Source organism: Streptomyces sp. NPDC057623 (assembly GCF_042800355.1).
Classification (GTDB): Bacteria; Actinomycetota; Actinomycetes; order Streptomycetales; family Streptomycetaceae; genus Streptomyces.
Map to the genome: position 1 here is coordinate 57,821 of NZ_JBHVGZ010000035.1, position 21,835 is coordinate 79,655.

The following is a 21,835-nucleotide window of genomic DNA, read 5'->3' on the forward strand; positions in this document are numbered from 1 at the left end:
AAACACACCTGCACTGCGACGTCGAGCACTGATCCTGCGTCGGTACCTGGGGCTGGGGCTCGGCCCAGATGCGCTGGCGGCCGCGACCCCGGCCGTGCGCCTCCTCATCCGGCCCCGGTCACGGAACTGCCGTGACCGGGACCAGGGTTCAGCTGTCGCGGAAGGGGGCGACCGCCGCTAGTTCCGGTACCGGAACACGATCCGGCCGCGCGTCAGGTCGTACGGCGGGAGTTCCACCAGCACCCGGTCTTCCAGCATGATCTTGATGTAGTTCTTGCGGATCTTCCCGCTGATGTGCGCGAGCACATGGTGGCCGTTCTCCAGCTCCACGGTGAACATGGCGCTGCGCAGGCACTCGACGACCTTGCCCTCGACTTCGATGACGTTCTTGTTCCTCGTCATCGCACCAGCTCCAGGTTGCTGCTCGTCGGCCGGGCACCGATGCCCTCGAACAGCGTCGAGGCTGCTTGGTTGGACTCCTGGACTTCGGTCCAGGCCGAGGCGTACCCGGAGCGGTGCAGCGCCCCCAGCGCGTGGGCCACCAGCGCCCGCGCGATGCCGCGGCGTTGCTCGCCGGACCGGACCGCGACCAGCCCGATGCGAGGCCGGATCACTGTCACCACCCGGATCAGCCCCAGGTAGCGGTCAGGCGTCGCCGCCACCGCGTACTTCGACGGGTCGACGACGGTGTCGCCTTCGGGGCGGGGAATCACCTCCGCGGGCATCGACTGCCACCCGACGGTCGCCTCGACTTCGTCACGGATCGCGCGGTCCACCGCCCGCAGCAGACTCTCGTCCGCCTGACCGGCGGGCACGATCGTCACGCCCGACGGCGGCAGGACCGCTTCGAGCCCTGTGACCCGCGGGTCGGTCGGTACGACGTACTCCCACTCGCGGCGCCGGATCGCGAAACCGGCCCGCCGCCAGCCGGCCGTCAGCTCGACGTCGGCTTCGTCGACCACCGTGTACAGCGGCGCCGGCAGCTGCGCCGACATCGCCTCGGCGAGCCGGTCGAAGGTGGCGTCGTGCCAGGCGTCGATGCTGACGAACAGGCGTCCGTCGGGCCGCTGCACCGCATACCCGCGGCCGACCACCAGGTCGTCATCCAGCGCATGCCATTGCCTGTCCGCGACGCGCGTGATCATCACCGCGTTCTCGCTCAGGCCAGATCTAGAAGGCTTTGTGTTCATCGGAGTCTCCCTCCAGGAGTGCCTCGATCTCAGGCGCTCCTGGCGACACCGAACGTCAGCCGCCGGACCGTGACGGGTTGAGGGAGCACCCACGGGTAACTGTGTTCACGGGGCTCACCTCCCTACGACGACTTCACGGTCCACCACGAAAGTAGCGGCGGGGCGCCGCCTCGCTCAAATGCTTTTCCCGCGGCGTTCGGTCAGCGCCCACAGCTCGTCGTCAGCCAACTCGCGGCCGAGTCGGCGGACTCGACGGACTCGGCGGACGATCACTTGATTGACAGACCGTTTGTGCCGTTGGTAAGACCTTGGGTCAGCGTCGCGTGCACCCGGCGAAGAGACCGTCGAGGGCATGGAGGCGTGGCAGCTTTGGAATAGCCTTGGTGACATCCCACGGGCGCCTGACGGCGTTCGGCAACCAGTTGATCGAAGTACACGAATGGCTCCGCGAGGAGCTCGCAGCACTGCGTCAGGACGTCGACGCCTATCTCGCAGGCGGCACGCGAGTCCGCGAGTTGCGGACCCACTGCCTTACCTTCTGCTCGGCACTGGACCGGCATCACAACGGCGAAAACGACTTCGCGTTCGTCAAGGTCGCCGAGCAGTTCCCGGAACTGCGCCCTGTACTGGAGGAGTTGCGGCGCGACCACCAGCTGGTGGACGACTCCTTGCAACGGCTCGAAACGCTCGTCGGTGAACTGGACCGGGATGCTGATCCCACCGAATTCCGGCGTGAGTTGGACAGCCTCGCTGCGCTCATCGAGACGCACTTCACCTACGAGGAAAAGCGGATCGTCTCGGCGCTCAACGCGCTGAAGGTGCCGAGTTGGGACCGTACCCGGCCCGCGTTCCTGCTCACCGACGACGAGGAGCGCTGACCGGACGCCGAATGGGGCCGGCCCCACGAATGGCAGGGGGCAGGGCCGGCCGCACCGACGTCCACCGTCACGCCTCGCACCTCGTCGCGGTCTACCCCTGACGGGCCACGCGATGACGGAGGTACACGACCTTCGAGGCGAAGGCGCGGGTCTCGACCAGTTCGAGATCCACCCGGCGCCCGTGCCGGGGGAAGAAGGGAGTGCCACCTCCGACGAGTACCGGGTAGACCATGGTCCGGTACTCGTCGATCAGGTCCGACGCGGCCGCCTCGGCGGCGAGGGTCGCGCCGCCGATCGCGATCTCGCCCTCACCCGGCTCGGCCCGCAACCGCTCGATCTCCTCCGCCACGCCTCCGGAGGCCAGGCGGGCGTTGCCCTGCACCGCCGACAGCGTGGTCGAGAACACCACCTTCGGGAGCGGATTCCAGAGCGCGGCCCACTCGAGCCCTGCGTCGTCGAGGGACGGATCCTGGTCGGCGGTCTCCCAGTACAGCATCGTCTCGTACAGCCGTCGTCCCAGCAGATGGACGCCGACCCCTCGAATCTCGTCGATCCAGAAGCGAAAGACCTCTTCGTCGGGCACGGTCCAGCTGAAGTCGCCCTCCGGCCCGACGATGTAGCCGTCGAGTGAGACGCTCATCGAATACGTCACGCTGCGCATCGGATGCCCTCCTCGGTAGCGGGGTTCGACAGTACGACCACCGGACGCCGGCTGCCGGGCGGAACACGGCCTGGTGCCGGGTCCTCGGTGCCTGTCACGCCCCGCACGGCTGGGCGCCGGGTTCTGGGCTGCCGCCCACCTGGGCGCGGGGGCCCCGCGTGTCAGGGAGCGGCGTCGAGGTCCACCTCGAGGTCTTCGGCCTCGGTCCAGAACCGGTCGTCCGCGTCCCGGAGCCGGGCGGCGGCGTGCTTCATGTGGCGGCGCGCGGCGGTGCGTGCCGCCTTGGCGTCGCCTGCTTCGATGGCGGCGAGGATGGCGTGGTGCTCCTCCCGGACCGCCTGGATGAAGTCGTCCCTGCGTGCCTCGTTGGCGCGCGTGACGCGGATACCGCCGCGCAGCACCTCGCCCAGGTACCGGACCGTCGAGACCATCACGGTGTTTCCGGTCGACTCGGCGATGGACCGGTGGAAGGCGAGGTCCTCGTCCACGCCGTCACCGCCCGCCGCTACCGCCGAGTCGATCGTGTCCAGGGCCTGACGCATCCGAGCGAGGTCGCGGGGCGTGGCCCGGGTGGCGGCGAGATGGGCCGCCTCGCCCTCCATGGCGCGGCGTACCTCCACGATCTGAAGCACCTTCGCCTCGGTGTCGGCGGCCTCCGCTTCGAGGTCGAGCGGGCGGGTGCGCCGGGGCAGGACGAACACGCCGATGCCTTGGCGTGGTTCGACCAGGCCCGCGCTGCGCAGCCTGGACAGGGCCTCGCGCACCACCGTGCGACTGACGCCCAGCTGCTTGACCAGCTCCACCTCGGTCGGCAGCCGGTCGCCCTCGGCCAGCCGCCCCGACTCGATCTCCGCGGAGAGTGTCGCGGCGACCTGGTCCGCGAGCCGGACGGGGCCGGGCACCTTGGAAAACATGGTTTTCAGTCTATAGACCCGGATCCGGCTTTCCCGCCGTGAGCGCCGGCCAGGTCAGGACCGCGTCGGGGTGGTCGGCGAGGTAGTCCCGCACCACCGATTCGAAGCTCGGGTCGGGCTCCAGCCCGAGCGCGGCGGCGCGCGTGTTGTCGAAGGCGGAGGGCCACGAGCCCACGATGGCCTCGACGTCGCGATCGGGGGCGATCGTCACCAGTTCGGCCACGGCGTCACCGGCCACCCGCCGCAGCGTGGCGAGCATCTCGGCGACCGAGACCGTGAGTGCGGGAAGGTTGACCGGAAGTCCGCCGTCGAGCCGGCCCTGCCCGGTGCCGCGCTCTGCTTCCGCGATGCGCAGGATCGCCTCGGCCGTGCGCCGCGGCGAGGCGAGGGCCACCCTCAGGTCGGGACGCACGGGGCAGATCGCCGGGAGGCCCGCGAGCGGCTCGCGGATGATGCCGGACAGGAAGCCGGAGGCGGCCGCGTTCGGCTTGCCCGGTCGCACCGACACGGTCATCAGACGGGCGACGCGTCCGTCGACGAAACCCCGGCGGGTGTAGTCCGCGACCAGCTGCTCGCAGACGAGTTTCTGGATCCCGTAGCTCGATCGTGGCGTGGGCAGGGTCGCCTCGCTGACCACGGGCGGGAGGGGCAGCGCCGGGTCGGAACCGTAGACCGCCACGCTGCTGGAGAACACCACGCGCGGCGTCGGGCCCCCGGAGGTCGACTGCGCCCGGGCGGCTTCGAGGAGGGCGCGGGTGGTGTCGAGGTTGGCGCTCATGCCGAGGTCGAAGTCGGCCTCGCACTCGGCCGAGACGGCGGCGGCGAGGTGGATCAGCACGTCCACCGGCTCTGCGAACACCTCGTCGAGGCGGTCGGTCAGGTCGCCCCGCACGATCTCCACGAGCGGGTCGGACGCCGTCTGCGAGTCGGCCGGGACGAACCGGTCGGCGAGCACCAGACGGTCGATCGGCGCACCACGGAACGTCCGCGTCGCGAGCAGTGTGCCGGTGAGCTGTCGTCCCAGGAAGCCGAAGCCACCCGTGATGACGATCCTCATGCGTTGTCTCCTCGGTAGTCGTTCAGCCAGCCGAGACCCTCGCTCGTGCCGGCGCGGGGGATGTACTCGCAGCCGATCCACCCGTCGAAGCCCAGGTCGTCGACGACGCCGAACAGATGGCTCACGTCGAGCTCGCCGCGGTCGGGCTCGTGGCGGTCGGGTACACCCGCGATCTGCAGATGACCGACCCGGCCGGTCGGCAGGTCGCGGCGCAGGGTCGTGGTGAGGTCGCCCTCGACGATCTGGCAGTGGTAGAGGTCCAGCTGCACCTTGAGATTCGGGGCTCCCACCTCCCGCACGACCGCGTGGGCCGCCGCCTGCCCGGACAGGAAGTAGCCCGGCATGTCTCGGCCGTTGATCGGCTCGATGAGGATGTCGACGCCCACCGCGGCCGCTCGCTCAGCTGCCCAGGCCAGGTTGGCGAGGTAGGTGCCGCGGTGCCCGGCCAGTTCCTTCGGCGTCGCGTCCGGCGGCACGAGCCCGGCCATCACGTGCAACCGCGGGCAGTCCAGCGCAGCGGCGTACTCCAGAGCCCGGGTGATCCCGGAGCGAACCTCCGCCTCACGGCCGGGCAGCGCCGCCATCCCGCGTTCGCCGGACTCCCACGCCCCGGGAGGAGCGTTGAAGAGGACCTGCCTCAGGCCGTGGGCGTCGAGTCGGTGGCGCAGCTCCGCGGCGTCGTAGGCGTAGGGGAAGAGGTACTCGACGGCAGTGAAGCCGTCCGCCGAGGCCGCGGCGAAGCGGTCCAGGAAATCGTGCTCGGTGTACATCATGGACAGGTTCGCTGCGAACCTCGGCATGCTGGCTCCTGTGATCGACTGGGACCGGGACGGGGCCGGTCAGCGGTTGACGACCTGCTTGTCGGTGGTGAGTACCGCGGCGGCGCCGACGACGAGGCTGAACGCCAGGACGTACATCGGCAGCGACGTCGAGCCGGTGGCGTCCTTCAGGGCGCCGATCATGTAGGGACTGACGAATCCGGCGAGGTTGCCCACCGAGTTGATCGCGGCGAGTCCGACCGCGGCGGCGGTGCCGCCGAGGAACGCGGTGGGCAGCGACCAGAACAGCGGTGCGCAGGTCAGCACGCCTGCCGCGGCGAAGGACAGCGCGGCCAGAGACAGAGCGGTGGACCCGGACCAGCCGGCCGCCAGCGAGAAGCCGACGGCGCCCATGAGACTCGGGACGACCAGGTGCCAGCGGCGCTCGCGTCGTTTGTCCGCCGAACGTCCGAAGAGGTTCATCGTGACGAGTGCGGCCAGGAACGGTACGGCGCTGAGCGCGCCGATCGCGAGGTTGCCCTCGATGCCGGTGGACTCGATGAACGTGGGCATCCAGAAGGTCAGGGCGTACTGGCCCATCACGAAGCAGAAGTAGATGAGGCACATGAGCCACACCCTGGGCTCACGGAAGGCGTCCCAGACCCGGCCGTGCACGGTCTGGTGCGCGGCGTCCTCGGCGATCGCCCGTTCGACGACGGCCTTCTCCTCGTCGGTGAGCCACTTCGCGGCGCGCACACTGTTGTCCAGGTAGAACAGCGTGGCCACACCGATGAGGACGGCGGGTATCGCCTCCAGCAGGAACATCCACTGCCAGCCCTGCCAGCCCTGCCAGCCCTGCCAGCCGCTCACACCCTGGAACCGGTCCATGATCCAGCCGGAGAGCGGGTTGCCGAAGATGCCGGCCACCGGGATCGCCGACATGAAGAGCGCGATCACCCGGGCACGGCGGTGGGACGGGAACCAGTAGGTGCAGTAGAGGATCACCCCCGGGTAGAACCCCGCCTCCGCGGCACCGAGGAGGAACCGGAGGGCGTAGAACGTCGCCTCGTTGGTGACGAACACGAACGACGCCGAGACCAGGCCCCAGCTGATCATGATCCGGGCGATCCAGGTACGGGCGCCGATGCGCTGGAGCATCAGGTTCGACGGCACCTCGAAGAGGAAGTAGCCGATGAAGAACAGGCCGGCGCCGAGGCCGTACGCGGCCTCGCTGAACCCGAGGTCGTCGGACATCTGGAGCTTCGCGAAGCCGACGTTGACCCGGTCCAGGTAGGAGACGACGTAGCAGAGGACGAGGAAGGGGACGATACGTCTGACGACCTTGCGGAAGACGGCGTTCTCACGGGCGACGTCGGGGACTTCGGACGCCGTTTTGGGCAGGGACATGGCGATCCTTTGTGCGGCTCAGGGGAATTCTCTGACAGGCGGGGAGCGGGTCACCACGCGGCGTTGAACGCGGACCTCAGTTCATCGAGCGCGGGACGGGGGAGCGGCTCGGGGCGACGGTCGGTCAGGAGCCAGAGACGTGCCGTCTCCTCGAGTTCTTCGAGGACGGCGAGGGCGGTGGCCGCGTCGGGGCCCCAGACGACGGGGCCCAGCCGGTCGAGCAGCACGGCCCTGATCGGCGTACGGCTCGCCGCGCGGTCGGCGATCTCGGCGGACACCAGGTCGGCCACGCGCGGGTCGCCGGGCCGGTGGTAGGGGATGAGCGGGACGTGCCCGACCTTCATCACGTAGTACGGCGTGAGGGGCGGCAGCACGTCGTAGGTGCTCCACACGCCGGCCAGGGTGAGCGCGACCAGGTGCGTGGAGTGGGTATGGACGACGAACCGGGCCGCGGGGTCGGCGGCGTAGATACGTCGATGGAGGGTCAGGGTCTTGCTGGCGCGGTCACCCGCGATCTGCTCACCGCGGGCGTCGACCAGCGCGAGGCGGCCGGGTTCGAGGAATCCGAGGGCGGCGTCGGTGGGCGTGATCAGATGGCTGTCGCCGACCTTGGCGCTGATGTTGCCGGCGCTGGCATGGACGTAGCCCCGGGCGAACAGGCTCGTGCCCACGCGGACGATCTCGTCGCGCGCCTCGGCGACGGCCTCGTCCTGTGCCGCCTCTGCCTGCGTGGTGTCCCGGTGGTGGGTCATCCGGCCTCCTCGTCCAGGAGGGCGAGTGAGGAGGCGAAGAAGTCGGGGCCGCCGAAGTTGCCGGACTTGAGCGTGATGTGGAGCGTGTCTCCGCCGGGAAGGACCGCCGCGCACCACGGCACACCGGGATCGATCTGCGGACCGATCCGGAGCCCGGTGATGCCGAGCGCCTGGACGACCGCTCCCGAGGTCTCACCGCCCGCGACGACGAGTCGGCGGACGCCACGTTCCACCAGCCCTTGTGCGACGCGGGCCAGCGTCCGTTCGACGAGTTCACCGGCTTCGGCGGCGCCGAGGCGACCCTGGACCGTGCGTACCGTGTCGGCCGACTCGGTGGAGTAGACGAGGACCGGCCCGTCGTCCAGGTGTGCTTCGGCGAAGGCCAGAGCCTGCCCGACCACGTCCTCACCTGCCGCCACGCGCAACGGATCCACGCTGAACGCGGGACGGCCGCCGCGCAGGTACTGAAGGACCTGACGGTTCGTGGCCACGGAGACCGATCCCGAGACGATGGCCTGGTGACCGCCGGACGGCGGCAGCTGCGCGGCGGCGGGGGAGGGCTTGAACCCCCAGTTCGCGGGCAGCCCGATCGCCAGGCCCGAGCCGGCGGTCACCAGGGGCAGTCCCTTGACCGCCGCGCCCAGGCGTACGAGGTCGTCGGTGGAGACGGCGTCCACGATGGCGATCCCGAGGCCGTCCTCGCGTAGGCCCTCGATACGGCCCTTGATCGCCTCGGGTCCGTCGGCGACGACCGTGTGATCGACGAGGCCGACCGCTCGCGTGGTCTGCGCGCCGAGGACGGAGACCAGGTTGGAGTCGGTCATCGGGGTGAGCGGGTGGTGGCGCATGCCGCTGTCGCTGAGCAGCACGTCACCGACGAACAGATGGCCCTTGAAGACGGTGCGCCCGTTGTCGGGGAACGCGGGCGTCGCGACCGTGAAGTCGGTGCCGAGGGCGTCCATCAGTGCCTCGGTCACCGGCCCGATGTTGCCGGCCGGAGTCGAGTCGAAGGTGGAGCAGTACTTGAAGTAGATCTGCTCGGCTCCGACCGAGCGCAACCAGGCCAGCGCCCGAAGGGACGCCTCGACGGCGTCCGAGGCCGGGACGGTCCGCGACTTGAGGGCGATGACCACCGCGTCCGCGTCCACCGCCTGCTCGGAGCCGGGCGGTGGCACGTCGATCAGCTGGACCACACGCATGCCCGCGCGCACCAGGTTGTTGGCCAGGTCGGTGGCGCCGGTGAAGTCGTCGGCGACGCACCCGAGGCGGATTCCCATGTCAGGCCTCCACCGGTCCGGGCAGCTCGACCCCCGGGAAGATCTTGATGACCGCGCTGTCGTCCTCGGCCCCGAGCCCGGACGCCGAGGCATGGAGGAACATCTGGTGGGCGGTGGCCGCGAGGGGGAGCGGGAAGCGCTGCGGCCTGGCGGAGTCCAGCACGAGCCCCAGGTCCTTGACGAAGATGTCGACGGCGGACAGGGGCGTGTAGTCACCGGCGAGCACATGCGCCATGCGGTTCTCGAACATCCATGAGTTGCCGGCGCTGTGCGTGATGACCTCGTAGAGCGCTTCGGCGGGGACACCCGCCTTGATGCCGAGGGCCATCGCCTCCGCGGCCGCGGCGATGTGCACGCCCGCGAGCAGCTGGTTCACGATCTTGACCTTCGAGCCGAGTCCGGCGCGGTCTCCCAGGCGGTAGACGGTGCTGCTCATGGCATCGAGCACCGGGTCGGCGACGGAGTACGCGGCGGGGGAGCCCGACGTCATCATGGTGAGCTCGCCGGCCGCCGCACGGACGGCGCCACCGGAGATGGGGGCGTCCAGGTAGAGCACACCCTGCTTGGCCAGGCGTCCCTCAAGCTCGGCGGACCAGCCGGGGTCGACCGTGGAGCACATCACGAAGACGGCGCCCGGGCGTAGCCGGTCGGCCGCCCCGTCGGCACCGAACAGCACGGACTCGACCTGCGCCGCACTGACCACCACGCTGACCAGCACGTCCACCGAGGCTGCCAGCTCGCCGCAGGAAGCGAACGCCGTCCCGCCGTCGCGGGCGAAGGTCGCGGCCATGTCCGGTCGCAGGTCGTGGACCCCGAGGTCGTAGCCCGCGGTCCGCAGGCTCCGGGCCATCCCCAGGCCCATGGCTCCCAGCCCCACCACGCCCACGCGCGGCCGTCCGGCCCTGTTTTGGTCGTCCATGCCCATCCTCGTCTGTGTCGTCCGGGGTGTCGGCTGCCCAACTTCTCCGGGGGAGATCAGGTCATATGATGACCTGAGGACAGCGTCCGGCGTGCTGTGATGTCCGTCACATACGGAAGTGGGGGTGGTGGCGGGGCTTGGGTTGCTGCGCTCGGCCACTCCCCTGGAGCACCCGGCAGGCCCCGGGTGCCCGGGCGCGAACGAGAACGGCGCCCGCACCCGGTACATCACCGGAGCGGGCGCCGCACTCGGGCCCTGGGGGATCAGTCATGGCATCCCGGGGCCGGTGTCTGGAGTGGCGCTGTGTCAACGACGCAGTGCAGCGGTCAGAGCATCAGCAGCAGCCGCGTGTTCGGAACGAGCTTGCGGTTCACGCTGGTGCTCTGCACGAAGATCGTGAAGTCGTCGTTGTGGTCCGGCTTGACGCGGATCTCCACGTCCGGCAGTCCGAGCAGGGCTCGGGCCTCGGGCCCGGTGTACACCCGGTCCGTCTTCTTCTCCAGCACCGCGATCTGCTTCCGCGCCTGGATCTTCTCCGACTTGCTCAGCTGGTAGAACGCGCCACCGGTGCGGTAGGTGTGCCCGCATTCGACGACCCATTCCCGGATCGCCGCGTCACGAGCCACCGGGATCAGTTGGTAGTCCGACGGATCCACCGGGGTGAGACCGGCTGCCTTGATGGTGTCCTTGTTGACCACCTCGGCACCGGTGGAGAACACCGCCCGTGATCCTCGGATGCCCTGGGCGCGGCCCACCATGAACTTCTCGGTGGCCTGCTGGATGACCTGCCCGGCCTCCTCCAGACCCTGGGTGCTTGTGGCGTCCCAGATGGCGATGTTGTCCTTCGGGAACCCGCCCTGCATCGCCTCGCGCTTGCCCATCTGGTCCGGCACGAGGACGGCCAGCGTCCAGTTGTCCTTCTGCGTCCTGATCATCTCCGCCACGGCTGCGACCAGTTCACGCGGACTGCTGGCGGGGGCACCCGGGCAGCGGTGACTCGCGTTCTCCTGTCCGTCGGTCAGTACGAACGTCAGGAAGCTGTGGTCTCCGTACAGTTGAGCCGTCTGCGCGAGCTCCCGCTGCGATGTGAGCGTGGCCGCCAGCAGCGCCGTCATCCCGCCGACCCGGTACATCTCCTTCAGGGACGGCATCCGCAGCACGTCCTTGTCGTAGATGACGCACTCCACCTTGTCCGCGAAGACGTACACCGTGACCCGGGTCTCCTGGTCCAACTCCTGCGATCGGCGGGCCAGATAGGCAATCTGCTGGTCGGCGACCTCCACGACCTTGCGGCTCAGGTGCGACATGGACGAACTGGCGTCCAGCACAAGAGCAACGTGATTGATGTAGTTCTGGCTTCCCGACATGACGTCTCCCCCTCTTGCCGAATCGATGCTCCTATCGTCTCACCCAGCACTGACAATCGATCTTGGTCGCGGACCGGACGAAGGGACCCAGCAGGCCGGCGGCGCGACCGAGGCCCGGCAGCGACACGGCGGCCCTGACTGCCGCACGCCGCCGGCTGGACCATCCCGTGAGCACCCGGAAGCCAGGGCCCCTGCACGCAGGCCCGCCCACCACCGAGTAGGCATGTCCCGGCGACAGTCGACGCAGCCGACAGCGCACCGGTGACGGATGAACGCCCGTGCTGGGCGCGCGAGTTGAGAGAGGCTGTGCCAGCCCTGTTGCGCGGGATGGGGCGCATCCAGCCACCTCTGCAAGGGCACGGCTCAGGAGACCTGACCTCAGAGGGGGCGCGTCCGAGCGAAGGCTGCGGATGCGCACGCGCTTGCTCTCTGGTCTCCTGGGTTACGTACCTCTTGCAGGCGCCGGCACAGGCACTACGGCGGCGCCGGCCCCGGGCGGCTGGGACGCCAGGGCGCCCAAGCGCTACCTGCTGAAAGCCCGGATCACCCGGATCACCCTGTTCGCACGACTCGCAGGGGAGTCCTCATGCTGAGATCGCGCCCTCGCCTGGCCACCCTGCTGACACCTGCGATCACCCTGCTCGTGCTCGGAGCATGGGGCTCCAGCGCAGCGTCTTCCGACAGTGACGGACCGCGTCTGTGTTCTCTTTCGGACAGGAGTGAGGGGAACTGCAGCGGACCGGAACGCATCGGTGTCGGCGCTATTGGCCCGGTGGCAGCCCAGGCCAACATACCGACCTTCACCGGGCAACCGGGCACCGCTACCATGCGGGGCTACCTGACGACAGTTCTCGAAAACGCAGCGAATTTCTGGAGCCGGGCCTACATCTCGTCCGGAATTCACGACGACGCCGGTGCCGAGGCCACTTCGAAAGCGGTCTACGTGCTGATGGAGCCCGGTGAGACAGCGCCCGACTGCGGCGGTGGGACCACGAACCCGTCGACGTTGTCCTATTGTTCGAGTGACGACACGATTCGCCTCTCGATACAGGCCGTTCTGGCCGACTGGCTGGGGCAGCAGCTACCTGGTGAGGAGTCACCTCGTCCGGCGACCGGTGAGTGGAGTGCCATCTACACAGTGGCGCACGAGTTCGCCCACAATGTCCAGGAGGAGCTGGGCGTATGGTCCGACATGACGGTCAGGCAGATAGAGCTTGAAGCGGACTGCCTCGCCGGCGTCTACATGAAGGGCTCTCTCGATCTCACTGCTGACATCAAGCGGCAGGAATTCCAACAGGTGGTGGAGAACGCCAGCCTTTCCGGCGACTTCGATGTCAGCGATCCTCAGCAGCACCACGGTACCCCGCAGGAACGGGTCGACGCTGTGATTCTGGGCTTGGTCGCAGCCAATCCGGCCCAGTGCCAGCGGCAGTATGAGCCGTCCCGCTGACTCCTTGCATGCTTCCGCTCCAGGGTGAGGGCGGTGGCGGACGTTGATGGCATTCGGGCCGTCAGTTGTCGGTAGCGTGATCGCTGTGATGGTGGGAACTGAAGAGACCCGACTGGTTGTGCTGCGGGGCAACAGCGCGTCGGGGAAGTCGTCCGTCGCGGCCGGTCTGCGTGAGAGGTTCGGGCGCGGCCTGGCGCTGGTGGGTCAGGACAACCTCCGCCGCGTCGTGCTCCGCGAACGGGACCGTCCGGGAGCGGCGAACATCGGCCTGATCGACCTGACGGCGCGCTACGCCCTGGATGCCGGATTCCACGTCGTCGTCGAAGGCATCCTCTACGCCGACCGCTACGGTGACATGCTCGCCCAGCTGCGCGCCGACCACCGTGGCCCGACCCACGGCTACTACCTGGACGTGCCCTTCTCCGAAACCCTCGCCCGACACGCCACCAAGCCGATCGCCGATGACGTGAACGAGACGCAACTGCGGGACTGGTACCGGCCGCGCGATCTGCTGCCCGGGGGGATCGAGACGGTCGTCTGCGCCGAGAGCGCCCTGAACGAGACCGTCGACCGCATCATGGCCGACACCGGCCTGGCCCACCTGCCCACACTGGACCGCTGACGTTCTTCAGGCTTGCCTGCTGCCTGGTCCCCCACCGCAGGACCTCGCCTTGTTACGCCTTGTTACGCCTGGTGCGGCGACCGCCGAGCCGCGCACCGTCCTCTGACGGGGCCGTAGCAGCCGGACAGGCGTGCCTCGCTGTCGGCGATGGTGGCGGGGCCGGCGTGGCAGGTCGGTGGGAAACCGCAGCTGAAACCGGTGGACGTACGGGGGTGGTGAACCGTATGTTCCGCATGCCGTGCGTGAGGTTCTGGGGAGAACTGCGCACGGTTCTACTGGTTTCGGACACGGGGGGACACTCCACCATGTTGTGCATGCGATGCCGTCGTTTCGAGGCGGCACCGGACGGGGTCGTCTGCGCCCACTGCGCCGCGGCCGGGGCACCGCTCATGGCGCCACCGCACGGCCACAACGCCCGGCTGAGCTCGCCCGTCGGCCTCGGCAGGGCCGTCGCCGTGCTGCTTGGACTGGTCATCGCCACCGACCTGTTCGCCGTCTGGGCGGACGTCATGTCGTACGACGTGCTGGGCGCCCTCGTGGACGGTGACTTCAGTGCGGCCGTGCAGCACAGGGCCGAGCGGGCGGACTCGCTCTTCGCGGCGGCCGGTGTCGCGCAGACCGTCGCGCTTCTCGCCACCGCGGTGGTCTTCCTCGTCTGGTTCCACCGGGTGCGGGTCAACGCCGAGGTCTTCGACCCGTTCGGGCACCGCAAGAAGCGTGGCTGGGCTGTGTGGGGCTGGTTCGTACCGGTCGTGAACCTGTGGTTCCCCCGCCGCATCGCGCAGGACATCTGGGATGCCAGCGGGCCCTGGAGCGCGGCCCGGCCCCACGGGCTCCTCAACGCTTGGTGGACTGCCTGGGTGGTCAGCCTGTTCGCCGGCAGGATCTCCTCCACCGCGTACCGCAAGGCCGAGACGGCTCCGGAGATCCGGCGGGCCGTGGGGCAGGTGCTGTTCGCGGACGCGGTCGACATCGTCGCCGCGGTCCTCGCCGTCCTCTTCGTGCTGGCGCTGACCAGGATGCAGGACGCGAAGGCACGCAGCGGGCCGGCGGCGCCCGATCCCGTCGCCGGCTGACTCCGGTCCGCGCCTACCGGGGCGCGACGCAGCCATGTGCGTTCCACGCGGGCGGCAGGCTGCGAGCGTCTTGACGCAGCACCTTGGCTCCTTCACGGGCTGGACCTCGATGAGGGTGACAGCGGGCGCCACAACTGACCGGCCGAATCCGGGTGTTGGCTGGACCACACCCTCGGCGCGAGCGTGCCTTCTTTACCACCGAGGAAGGAGGGCGCATTGAGTACGAGAACTCATGTACCCCAGCGCGCGGGCTGGGAGTCTCTGGGCATGACAAGTGACAGACGAGGCCTGGCGGCTGTGCATCTCCTTCTGGTCTGGGCGATGATGACGGCCGCTGTGCCGGTGCTCGGCTTCGGGGTGGTGATGGCGAGTTGGGGCGGTGGGACCGGGGCGGCTGTGCCGACCTTGGCGGTGGGCGTGCCGCTGTCGGTGGGACTGCTGTCCATGGCAGGTGTGCCGGCGCGGTCTCTGGTGCCCCTGTGCGGCTCCGTGTCCGGGCGGCTCGGCTGGGCGGTCATGGTCTTCGTCATCGGCACACTTGGCGTCGTGGCGGGCCTGTTCGCCTACGGCGGGGACGTCGACCTGGGCAGCGCCGGCACGAGGGTCGCGCTGACCGGGGTGCCGTACGCAGTGGCCGCGGCGTTCTTCGTGCCGAGCCGGTGGGTGCGGCTGGGGGCGGTGGCCGTGTTGGCGGCCGGTGTGGTCTACGGGGGCTTCGTCGGCCCTGCGCAGGCGCAGCAGCGCCGGCACGAGGCGGAGGTCGCGCGGTACCGGGAACGTGCGGAGCTGCTGTATCTGGGGACGGCCCCGCCGGGAATGATGATGAATCGTGTTGTGGTCGGACCCGCCTACTTCAGTGTCGAATACCTTCCCGAACGGCGGGACGTGAGCGGGTATGTGGGCCTGACGGCGCGTCCGCCGCTCACGCCGACACTGCGATGTCCCGAGTTCCTGGCGGACCGCACGACCTGCACGGTGGACGGGCACGGTGATGTGCGTATGGTCAGCGACCTCTCCGGCGGCACCCGCGACATCACCCTCATCCGCCGCCATCGCGACGCGGAGGTCGAAGTCAGGAGCCAGTTCCTGGACGAAGCCGGCCTGCGCCGTCTCCTGGACACGCTGCACCCGCTGTCCGACTCGGAGCTGGAAAGGCTGATGCGGGAAAAGATGATCACCCAGGGGTACTGAGACCTCCGCTCGCACGGAGAGGTCGAGTTCAGGCACTGAGCGTTTTCCGACAACCTCAGTGCCTGTGCCGGATCCTGCTCTTCCAAGGCCCTTCCGATGGCTGTGCCCACATCTGGGTCAGGGCCAGGACCCAGCGTGTGGACTGCCACGAAAACGCAGAGCATCAGCTGCACCGCCCCGATAACCCGATGCCCGATCCGCAGCAGCAGGACGGCCGCCTGCGGTGAGGGCACCCTCTCCGCCGGAGGGCTGTTTGTCGGCAGGTTCGGGCATGGCTCGACGATCACCCTGGTTTGTGCGCACGACGTTGTTCGCACGACGGACAAAATTTCGCGTGAATAGCCTGGAGAGCTCCCGATTCGCCGATTCCGCCGATGAGAGCGAGGAGCTATTCGTGCTCGCAATCGCGCCTGGTCCGGCCACCGGCAAGGTCCGTGAGGGGCGCATCGTGACTGATAACCGCAGCTACGCGCACTGCGATACATGAGATGCAAAATCATTGGACAAAGTCGGGTAAGTTGGCACTTTCGTTCATCATGCATGCTTGTTCGGGATGTTGATCGCGACTGCTGGCTGAATCGCATCGCGAAGTGGCTTGAATGTTTGAAGGTTATACCTGCGACCGAGCGGGCAGGCGCTATCTCCGGGGGTCGGCCAGGCGTCGGACTCCCGACTGATTGGAACGTGAAACTTGGGGAGTTCTAGTGTTCAGTTCGGGTCGGAGTGATACCCGGTTACTGGAAAAGAAAGAGGGTGAGGCGCCCAGGTTTGAAGGAGACGTGCTGGCCACGAGGGTGGGGCTACGGTTTCCTCAGTCGCTCTCCTATGACGAGTGGGAGCGTGCCGGCTACAAGGTGGCCAGAATCGCGAGTTCGTCGGCCTGGTTCATAGGGGACTGGGTCGCGTTCGGGGCCGTCCGGTACGAGAGCCGATACCGCGACGCGATTGACGCCGTGGGGCTCGACTACCAGACCATCCGCAACTACGCATGGGTTGCGCGCAAGTTCGAGCTGACGCGCAGGCGGGAGAATCTGAGCTTCCAGCACCATGCCGAGGTCGCGTCGCTGCCCTTGCAGGAGCAGGACCACTGGCTGGCGCGGGCCGAGGAATGCAACTGGTCCCGGAACCAGCTGAGGCGGCACATCCGCGGTGAGCGCAAGGCCGCCCAGCAGGCCGGTCAGGGAGAGTCGGTTCAGCCGCTCAGTGTGGACCGGGAGCGGCTCGTGCTGTGGACCCGGGCCGCTGAGCTGGCCGGCAGCAGCCTCGAAGCATGGATCATCGCCAACCTCGATCGGGCCGCCGACAGCGTCTTCACGGCTTCCGGCGAGACGGCCGTCCGCTCGTAGGGCGCGGGGTCTCAGCGGAGACTCGGCGGGTCTCAGGTGCCCGTTCGCTTGCCGATCTCTGTCAGCACCCAGCGCACTTCCCGCTCGTGGGAGTTGTCGAGGAGCTTGACGTAGCCGTAGCGGCCCACCAGTTCACAGCCCCGGGACACCTTCACGTCCTCCGAGGCGATGGAGTAGTCAAGGTGCCGGATCCCGTGATCGAGGGCGTACTGGACCGGTGTGTAGAAGACCGTCTCGAAGTACAGCGGGACTGTTTTCTTCCACTCGTAGTCGAACCCGGCCTGACGCATGTGGAGAGTGCCGCCCCGTGGAGTGAAGGTGGTGAATCCGCGGAGCGTCCCGTCGGCGGAGCGGGCTGTCACGACCCGCAGCTCCGTGCCGAAGTTCTTCATGAGCAGGCGATGGATTTCCGCGGATTTCTCGGCGCTGAGGTGAACGCCGTACTTTCCGTGATGCTGCTCCTGCAGCGGCGCGAGTTCGTCGATGACTCCCTCATCGATCGGTACCACGTCAATCGAGACACCGGCATCGGCGATCTTGCGCCGCTCGCGGGCGATGGAACCGCGCCGTGACCGAGCCAGTTGCTGCCGATACCCGTCGAACGTCGGCGTGGCCAATGTGAGGAGTGCGCACGGATCCGTGGGGAACTCCAGAAAGCCTCGCCCGGTGAGCGCACTGCGCAACTCCTCGTCGTCTTCTTCGACATAGAGCAGGGTGATGCTGTGCGAGCCCGCCCGGGCTGCCGCGCCCTCCACTGAGTCGAGCAGTTCGGTGCACATGCCGCGGCGTACCTCGGGTGACGCCTCGCGGGACAGCACCATGCGGGTGTCCGACGTGCGTCGCCCACCGCACAGGATCGTCGGCATGAGGGAGGCGAGCGCGGCACTCGTGCCGGGGGGAGGCTCGATTCCGTGCTTGTCCATGAGGCGTTCGAGCACGACGTCGACATGCGTGAACGGCCAGGGTTCCGACGTCCCGTCCAGCGGGAAGCAGGACAGTGCGCCGCCGGGCTCGCGGGCGCCCGGGGCGGTGGCGACCAGGTGGAACGGGGCGGGCTGGGCCCAGTGCTCCTCGACCCGCAGCCACGGAGAACTCAAATACAGGTGGTCTTCCGGCAGCAGGCCGTCATAGCCTCGCCGCTGCAATGTGTCGACACTGTCGCACAACTCGATACTCATCGTGAATCCCTCGTTAAAGGTACAGGGCGGAGCGGTGGTTCCAGACCGTATTTCGCGTCACTCAATCTGTCCACACTGATTTTCTTCAACGCGTTCTTGTGTGTCATGCAGGCATCTGTCTATAGTCCTTCACCGTCCATACCCGAAAGTCTTCAGGGAGTGACGTGAGTACCCATAGCGAGACGGCTCGTGGTGAGCGCATCAGCGATGTGTATGACGAACTCTACGGCGATTTCACGCCGAGCCCGGCGCAATTAGATGTTCTGTCGGAATACGCGAGCAGCGGCGTCGCCGTGGAAATCGGCTCGGGCACCGGGAGGGTAGCAATTCCACTCGCTCGGCGCGGTGTCCGGATCATTGGTGTGGATGCCTCCCCGAGTATGACGGATGAGCTCTTCGAGAAGGCTCGGGGCCTGGAAGTCGAAGCCGTGTGCGCCGATGCGGCCGAATACCGGCCGCCGGAATCCGCGGCGCTCGTCTTCGCCGTGTTCAACACCTTCTTCCTGCTGGCTACGAAGCCGATCCAGGAGGGGTTCGTCGCCCGTGCGGCTGACATGCTGGCGCCTGGCGGCCGGCTTGTGCTCGAGACGTTCGTGCCACATCTGGGGCGGTTACCCGACGGGCCCACCCCGGGAACCCTCCCCGAGGAGTCGGACGTGGTCGTCAAACGCTGGGTCCCGGACGGCGTGGTGCTGTTCGCCGCCAGCAACACCCCGCAGGACAAGCGCTTCGACTACCAGGAGATCATCCTGAGGCACGGGGAGCCCGTACGGATACACCCGGGCCGTATGCGCTACATGTGGCCGTCGGAGATCGACGACCTCATGGCCGAACACGGTCTCCGGCTCGAGGACCGTTGGGCCGACTGGGAGCGCAGTCCCTACGAGCCGGACAGCCGCAAGCATGTCTCCGTCTACACACGTTGAGCCAAGCACGGATGACCCGCCGACGGGCATCGGCATCGGCACGGCCGCGCGTCTGCTGTGTCTGGCTGCCGGAACGTTCGTCATCAGTACCGGGGCGTACGTCATGGCCGGGCTTCTGCCCGCGATCCGGGCCGAACTCGGCATCAGCGTGGAGGCCGTGGGGCGACTGAGTTTCGCCTACGCGGTGGCATACGCCGTCTGGGCGCCGGCCTGTGGTCTGCTGACGCGACGTTGGGACCGGCGCATGGTCCTGTTCGGGGGGATGGCCCTGTTCGTCGGTGGCACTTTGGCCACGGCGACCGCCGGTTCCTACGCCGGGATGGTGATCGCACGTGTCGTGGCCGGGGCGGGCGCCGGGATGTTCACGCCGGCGGCGAGCGCGGCGGCCGTCGCGGTGGTGCCGCGTGCCTGGCAGGCACGCGCTGTGGCGTGCATCATCGGCGGACTCGCCGCCGCCACGGTCCTCGCGGTGCCGATCGCCAGTGTGGTCGGTGGGTGGACGGGCTTCCGGCCGGTACTGGGCGGCATCGCCGTACTGGGAGTGGTCATCGGCGTGGCGCTGTGGTCGCTGCCTCGGATTACTCCCTCCGCGGCAGCCGGTTCCCTCCTGGCCGCCCGGCTCCCCGTGGGCACGGTCGCGGCGTTGCTCACGGTGTCGTGCCTGGTCTCCGTGGCCGACTTCGCCGTCTACACGTATGTCTCGCCGCTGTTGTCGTGGATGAACGCGGGCGACGAGACGGCGATCGGGGGTCTGCTCTTCCTCTACGGCTGTGCCGGCGTCGCGGGCAACGCGGCGGGCGGCCAGTTGGCGGACCGCTGGGGGACGCGCAGGACAGTGACGCTGTCGCTGGCACTGATCGTCCTCTCCACCCTGGCCATGCCGTGGGCCGAGGGTCTGCTCGTGATCTGCCTGGTGATCACGTTGTGGGGGATCAGCGGCTGGATGGTGGTGCCCGCACTGCAGAGCCAGTTGATGCGGCTGCGCCCCGATGCCCCCGGCCTCCTCGCCGCGATGAACGCTTCCGTGATCTACGCGGGGCTGGCCTTGGGGAGTCTGCTGGGGGGCTTCGTCATCTCCGCGGGCTCGGTCGCCTGGCTGGGGCCTTTCAGCGGGGCTGTGGCGGGTACGACCCTGATCATCTACGCCCTCTTCCCGCGGTTTCTGGGTGCCGGCGGGACCAGAGCCTAGACAGCAACCGGCACGAACGGGCGGTCACAGCGTGCGCTGTGACCGCCCGTATGTCGTGGTGTCACCTGACCGGCCAGGTGGTGGGGATCGTCAACCGCCGCTGCCGGGAGTCCCGTTCGCCGCCAGCAGCCAGTGCGACACGAGCAACGCGGCACTCACGGCCAGGGAGCCGGAAATCAGAGTGGCGAAGTACACGTGCTCGCCGAAGTGCACATACAGCTGGGCGAAGACACCGGCACCCGCACTGCCCAGTGAGACCGACAGGAAGAACATGGCCGACATCTGGGTGCGCCACGTCCCCCCTGACACGCTCGTGGACATGGACTGGACGATCGGACCCACCAGGATCTCCGAGACCGAGAAGACGACCAGGACGGCGACGATCACGTGGAGGGGGACGAGCCCCCCGGACGTCGACGCCCACAGGAAGAACACGTAGCCGAGCGCCATGACCAGGAGCCCGGCCGAGATCTTGGCGTAGGGCCGGGAGACGCTCTTCGGCGCCCTCTCGCGCGACATCAGAGCCAAGGTCGCGACCAAGACGGCAGCCAGCGGACTCACGCTCTGTACCCAGCCGGGAGGTACGTCGAGGCCGAAGACGCTCAGGTCCACCCTGCTCTCCACGAACAGCGCCAGAACGGTGTACTGCTGCTGGTACAGACACCAGAAGCACACGCTGCCCAGGAACGCCGGCGAGAAGCGCTTGAGGTTCCGCTTCTCGGCCGGGGTGCTCCTGCGCGAGGACAGCATGTAAGCGAACAGCGACGTGATCGCCAGGGCCACCACCACCGCCATCAAGGCTGAACTCCGCGTCGGGGCGAAGAAGGTGACCGGCAGGAACAGCGCCAGCACGGCCAGCCCGATCAGTGCCCAGCGAGCCGTACGGGCGTTCGCGAGCTCCGCGAGGCCCGTCCCGGCCGGTCGGTCACCGCCCCTGGTGGAACGTGCGTACGCGACAGCGGCGGCCACTGCCAGGGCTGAGCAGAGCCAGAACGCAGGGGAGAAGCCGGAGGCATGCCAGACCCAGCCGACGGCGAGGGGACCGGCGAACGCCCCCATGTTCATGATCGCGTAGTACTTGACGAAGGCTGCTTCGCGCTGTGTCGAGAGCGTGCCGCTGTCGTCATGGACGGCACCGAGCTGGGCCATCCCGAGTGTCTTGACGGCTCCGCTCGCCAAGGAGACAAGGACTATCGCCGCCAGCATGAGGTCCCGTCCCTGAGCCAGGGCGAGAATGCCGTAACCCAGCCCGAGAACGCATGCGGACAACTGGATGAGACGTATGCGCCCCGCATCCGACAGTGGCGAACTCATCCCCGCGCTGATGAGCCCGCAGAGATAGATCAGGCCTGTGAAGGACCCGACGATGGCGCTCGCCACGTCTTTGTCCAGAGCCAAACCGCCGTGCCCCGAACCGAAATACAGGAAGTACAGGAGAACGCTTTGTGCGCCGTAGAGGCTGAAGCTTTCGAAAGCTCCCAGGGTGTAGACGGCGGATACCCCTCGTGTGTGCAGCTGATTATCGCTGCTTGTCGTGCCGTTGTAGGTCGCCATTCCATGGCCTCTCTGTCTCGCCGGCGGGACAGCCGCAGGGTGAGCGCCTTGTCGACGAAGCGTGGGCTGTGCCATCTTGAGTCGGGCCTTCCGACCATCTGCACTGCTGCGCATAGGAAGGTG

Annotated in this window: 21 protein-coding genes; 8 read left to right on the forward strand and 13 right to left on the reverse strand. The window is 68.3% G+C overall.

The genetic code is table 11. From position 1 onward, the window contains the following. Positions 1–177: 177 nt before the first annotated feature. Positions 178–402: a translation initiation factor IF-1 gene (gene infA, locus ACFU95_RS29940; protein ID WP_352391515.1), complete on the reverse strand. Its 225-nt coding sequence runs from the start codon at positions 400–402 to the stop codon at positions 178–180. Beyond that, positions 399–1,190, reverse strand: coding sequence for a GNAT family N-acetyltransferase (locus ACFU95_RS29945; RefSeq protein ID WP_383833470.1), 792 nt, complete (start codon positions 1,188–1,190; stop codon positions 399–401). The genes infA and ACFU95_RS29945 overlap by 4 nt, the downstream gene beginning before the upstream one ends. 383 nt (positions 1,191–1,573) lie before the next feature. On the opposite strand from ACFU95_RS29945, the gene ACFU95_RS29950 reads away from it, so the two are divergent. Then, the gene (locus ACFU95_RS29950; protein ID WP_383833572.1) at positions 1,574–2,068 is read left to right on the forward strand and encodes a hemerythrin domain-containing protein; all 495 of its coding nucleotides are present in this window, start codon (positions 1,574–1,576) and stop codon (positions 2,066–2,068) included. A 91-nt stretch (positions 2,069–2,159) separates the two neighbouring features. Here the strand turns inward: ACFU95_RS29950 and ACFU95_RS29955 are convergent, their stop codons facing one another. The 9 genes from ACFU95_RS29955 to ACFU95_RS29995 all read right to left on the reverse strand — a co-directional run bounded on the left by ACFU95_RS29955 (position 2,160) and on the right by ACFU95_RS29995 (position 11,180). Beyond that, positions 2,160–2,729: a dihydrofolate reductase family protein gene (locus ACFU95_RS29955; protein WP_383833473.1), complete on the reverse strand. Its 570-nt coding sequence runs from the start codon at positions 2,727–2,729 to the stop codon at positions 2,160–2,162. A gap of 161 nt (positions 2,730–2,890) precedes the next feature. Next, entirely contained in the window at positions 2,891–3,643 is a 753-nt protein-coding gene (locus tag ACFU95_RS29960) for a FadR/GntR family transcriptional regulator (protein ID WP_383833476.1), read from the reverse strand. A 10-nt stretch (positions 3,644–3,653) separates the two neighbouring features. Next, entirely contained in the window at positions 3,654–4,700 is a 1,047-nt protein-coding gene (denD, locus tag ACFU95_RS29965; protein WP_383833478.1) for a D-erythronate dehydrogenase, read from the reverse strand. Next, on the reverse strand, positions 4,697–5,500 hold the full coding sequence (gene otnI / locus ACFU95_RS29970; RefSeq protein ID WP_383833482.1) for a 2-oxo-tetronate isomerase: 804 nt from the start codon (positions 5,498–5,500) through the stop codon (positions 4,697–4,699). The genes denD and otnI overlap by 4 nt, the downstream gene beginning before the upstream one ends. 39 nt (positions 5,501–5,539) lie before the next feature. Beyond that, on the reverse strand, positions 5,540–6,865 hold the full coding sequence (locus tag ACFU95_RS29975) for an MFS transporter (RefSeq protein WP_383833485.1): 1,326 nt from the start codon (positions 6,863–6,865) through the stop codon (positions 5,540–5,542). A 50-nt stretch (positions 6,866–6,915) separates the two neighbouring features. Next, positions 6,916–7,617, reverse strand: coding sequence for an aldolase (locus tag ACFU95_RS29980; protein ID WP_383833488.1), 702 nt, complete (start codon positions 7,615–7,617; stop codon positions 6,916–6,918). Next, complete coding sequence (gene otnK, locus ACFU95_RS29985) at positions 7,614–8,894, reverse strand: 3-oxo-tetronate kinase (protein ID WP_383833491.1); 1,281 nt, start codon at positions 8,892–8,894, stop codon at positions 7,614–7,616. Before otnK ends, ACFU95_RS29980 begins: the two co-directional genes overlap by 4 nt. Before the next feature lies 1 nt (position 8,895). Next, positions 8,896–9,813, reverse strand: a complete 918-nt coding sequence (gene ltnD, locus ACFU95_RS29990) for an L-threonate dehydrogenase (protein ID WP_383833494.1) — start codon at positions 9,811–9,813, stop codon at positions 8,896–8,898. A 326-nt stretch (positions 9,814–10,139) separates the two neighbouring features. Further along, a complete protein-coding gene (locus ACFU95_RS29995; RefSeq protein ID WP_383833497.1) occupies positions 10,140–11,180 on the reverse strand; it encodes a vWA domain-containing protein in 1,041 nt (346 codons plus the stop codon). A gap of 586 nt (positions 11,181–11,766) precedes the next feature. Here ACFU95_RS29995 and ACFU95_RS30000 point away from each other — a divergent pair. The 5 genes from ACFU95_RS30000 to ACFU95_RS30020 all read left to right on the forward strand — a co-directional run bounded on the left by ACFU95_RS30000 (position 11,767) and on the right by ACFU95_RS30020 (position 16,865). Further along, entirely contained in the window at positions 11,767–12,630 is an 864-nt protein-coding gene (locus ACFU95_RS30000) for a neutral zinc metallopeptidase (RefSeq protein WP_383833500.1), read from the forward strand. Between the two features lie 88 nt (positions 12,631–12,718). Next, positions 12,719–13,252, forward strand: coding sequence for an AAA family ATPase (locus ACFU95_RS30005; RefSeq protein ID WP_383833503.1), 534 nt, complete (start codon positions 12,719–12,721; stop codon positions 13,250–13,252). Between the two features lie 305 nt (positions 13,253–13,557). Beyond that, the gene (locus ACFU95_RS30010; RefSeq protein ID WP_383833505.1) at positions 13,558–14,328 is read left to right on the forward strand and encodes a DUF4328 domain-containing protein; all 771 of its coding nucleotides are present in this window, start codon (positions 13,558–13,560) and stop codon (positions 14,326–14,328) included. 267 nt (positions 14,329–14,595) lie between these two features. Beyond that, a complete protein-coding gene (locus ACFU95_RS30015; protein ID WP_383833508.1) occupies positions 14,596–15,519 on the forward strand; it encodes a hypothetical protein in 924 nt (307 codons plus the stop codon). A 779-nt stretch (positions 15,520–16,298) separates the two neighbouring features. Then, the gene (locus ACFU95_RS30020) at positions 16,299–16,865 is read left to right on the forward strand and encodes an LmbU family transcriptional regulator (protein WP_383833511.1); all 567 of its coding nucleotides are present in this window, start codon (positions 16,299–16,301) and stop codon (positions 16,863–16,865) included. 32 nt (positions 16,866–16,897) lie between these two features. Here ACFU95_RS30020 and ACFU95_RS30025 read toward each other — a convergent pair whose 3' ends face one another. Next, positions 16,898–18,043 (reverse strand): GNAT family N-acetyltransferase, encoded by a 1,146-nt coding sequence (locus ACFU95_RS30025; protein WP_383833514.1) that lies wholly within the window; start codon positions 18,041–18,043, stop codon positions 16,898–16,900. Between the two features lie 164 nt (positions 18,044–18,207). Between ACFU95_RS30025 and ACFU95_RS30030 the strand changes: the two genes are divergently transcribed. Further along, positions 18,208–18,969, forward strand: a complete 762-nt coding sequence (locus ACFU95_RS30030; protein ID WP_383833517.1) for a class I SAM-dependent methyltransferase — start codon at positions 18,208–18,210, stop codon at positions 18,967–18,969. Next, positions 18,947–20,158: an MFS transporter gene (locus tag ACFU95_RS30035; protein ID WP_383833520.1), complete on the forward strand. Its 1,212-nt coding sequence runs from the start codon at positions 18,947–18,949 to the stop codon at positions 20,156–20,158. Before ACFU95_RS30030 ends, ACFU95_RS30035 begins: the two co-directional genes overlap by 23 nt. 90 nt (positions 20,159–20,248) lie before the next feature. Here ACFU95_RS30035 and ACFU95_RS30040 read toward each other — a convergent pair whose 3' ends face one another. Continuing rightward, complete coding sequence (locus ACFU95_RS30040) at positions 20,249–21,826, reverse strand: oligopeptide:H+ symporter (RefSeq protein WP_383833523.1); 1,578 nt, start codon at positions 21,824–21,826, stop codon at positions 20,249–20,251. Positions 21,827–21,835: the final 9 nt, after the last annotated feature.

Coding starts and splice junctions, on each gene's coding strand:
- otnK (WP_383833491.1), bottom strand. CDS start 8,894: ATGGGAATCCGCCTCGGGTGCGTCGCCGACGACTTCACCGGCGCCACC.
- infA (WP_352391515.1), bottom strand. CDS start 402: ATGACGAGGAACAAGAACGTCATCGAAGTCGAGGGCAAGGTCGTCGAG.
- ACFU95_RS30000 (WP_383833500.1), top strand. CDS start 11,767: ATGCTGAGATCGCGCCCTCGCCTGGCCACCCTGCTGACACCTGCGATC.
- ACFU95_RS29955 (WP_383833473.1), bottom strand. CDS start 2,729: ATGCGCAGCGTGACGTATTCGATGAGCGTCTCACTCGACGGCTACATC.
- ACFU95_RS30025 (WP_383833514.1), bottom strand. CDS start 18,043: ATGAGTATCGAGTTGTGCGACAGTGTCGACACATTGCAGCGGCGAGGC.
- ACFU95_RS29995 (WP_383833497.1), bottom strand. CDS start 11,180: ATGTCGGGAAGCCAGAACTACATCAATCACGTTGCTCTTGTGCTGGAC.
- ACFU95_RS29980 (WP_383833488.1), bottom strand. CDS start 7,617: ATGACCCACCACCGGGACACCACGCAGGCAGAGGCGGCACAGGACGAG.
- ACFU95_RS30035 (WP_383833520.1), top strand. CDS start 18,947: ATGTCTCCGTCTACACACGTTGAGCCAAGCACGGATGACCCGCCGACG.
- ACFU95_RS30040 (WP_383833523.1), bottom strand. CDS start 21,826: ATGCGCAGCAGTGCAGATGGTCGGAAGGCCCGACTCAAGATGGCACAG.
- otnI (WP_383833482.1), bottom strand. CDS start 5,500: ATGCCGAGGTTCGCAGCGAACCTGTCCATGATGTACACCGAGCACGAT.
- ACFU95_RS29945 (WP_383833470.1), bottom strand. CDS start 1,190: ATGAACACAAAGCCTTCTAGATCTGGCCTGAGCGAGAACGCGGTGATG.
- ACFU95_RS30010 (WP_383833505.1), top strand. CDS start 13,558: ATGTTGTGCATGCGATGCCGTCGTTTCGAGGCGGCACCGGACGGGGTC.
- ACFU95_RS29960 (WP_383833476.1), bottom strand. CDS start 3,643: ATGTTTTCCAAGGTGCCCGGCCCCGTCCGGCTCGCGGACCAGGTCGCC.
- ACFU95_RS30005 (WP_383833503.1), top strand. CDS start 12,719: ATGGTGGGAACTGAAGAGACCCGACTGGTTGTGCTGCGGGGCAACAGC.
- ACFU95_RS29975 (WP_383833485.1), bottom strand. CDS start 6,865: ATGTCCCTGCCCAAAACGGCGTCCGAAGTCCCCGACGTCGCCCGTGAG.
- ACFU95_RS30015 (WP_383833508.1), top strand. CDS start 14,596: ATGACAAGTGACAGACGAGGCCTGGCGGCTGTGCATCTCCTTCTGGTC.
- denD (WP_383833478.1), bottom strand. CDS start 4,700: ATGAGGATCGTCATCACGGGTGGCTTCGGCTTCCTGGGACGACAGCTC.
- ltnD (WP_383833494.1), bottom strand. CDS start 9,813: ATGGACGACCAAAACAGGGCCGGACGGCCGCGCGTGGGCGTGGTGGGG.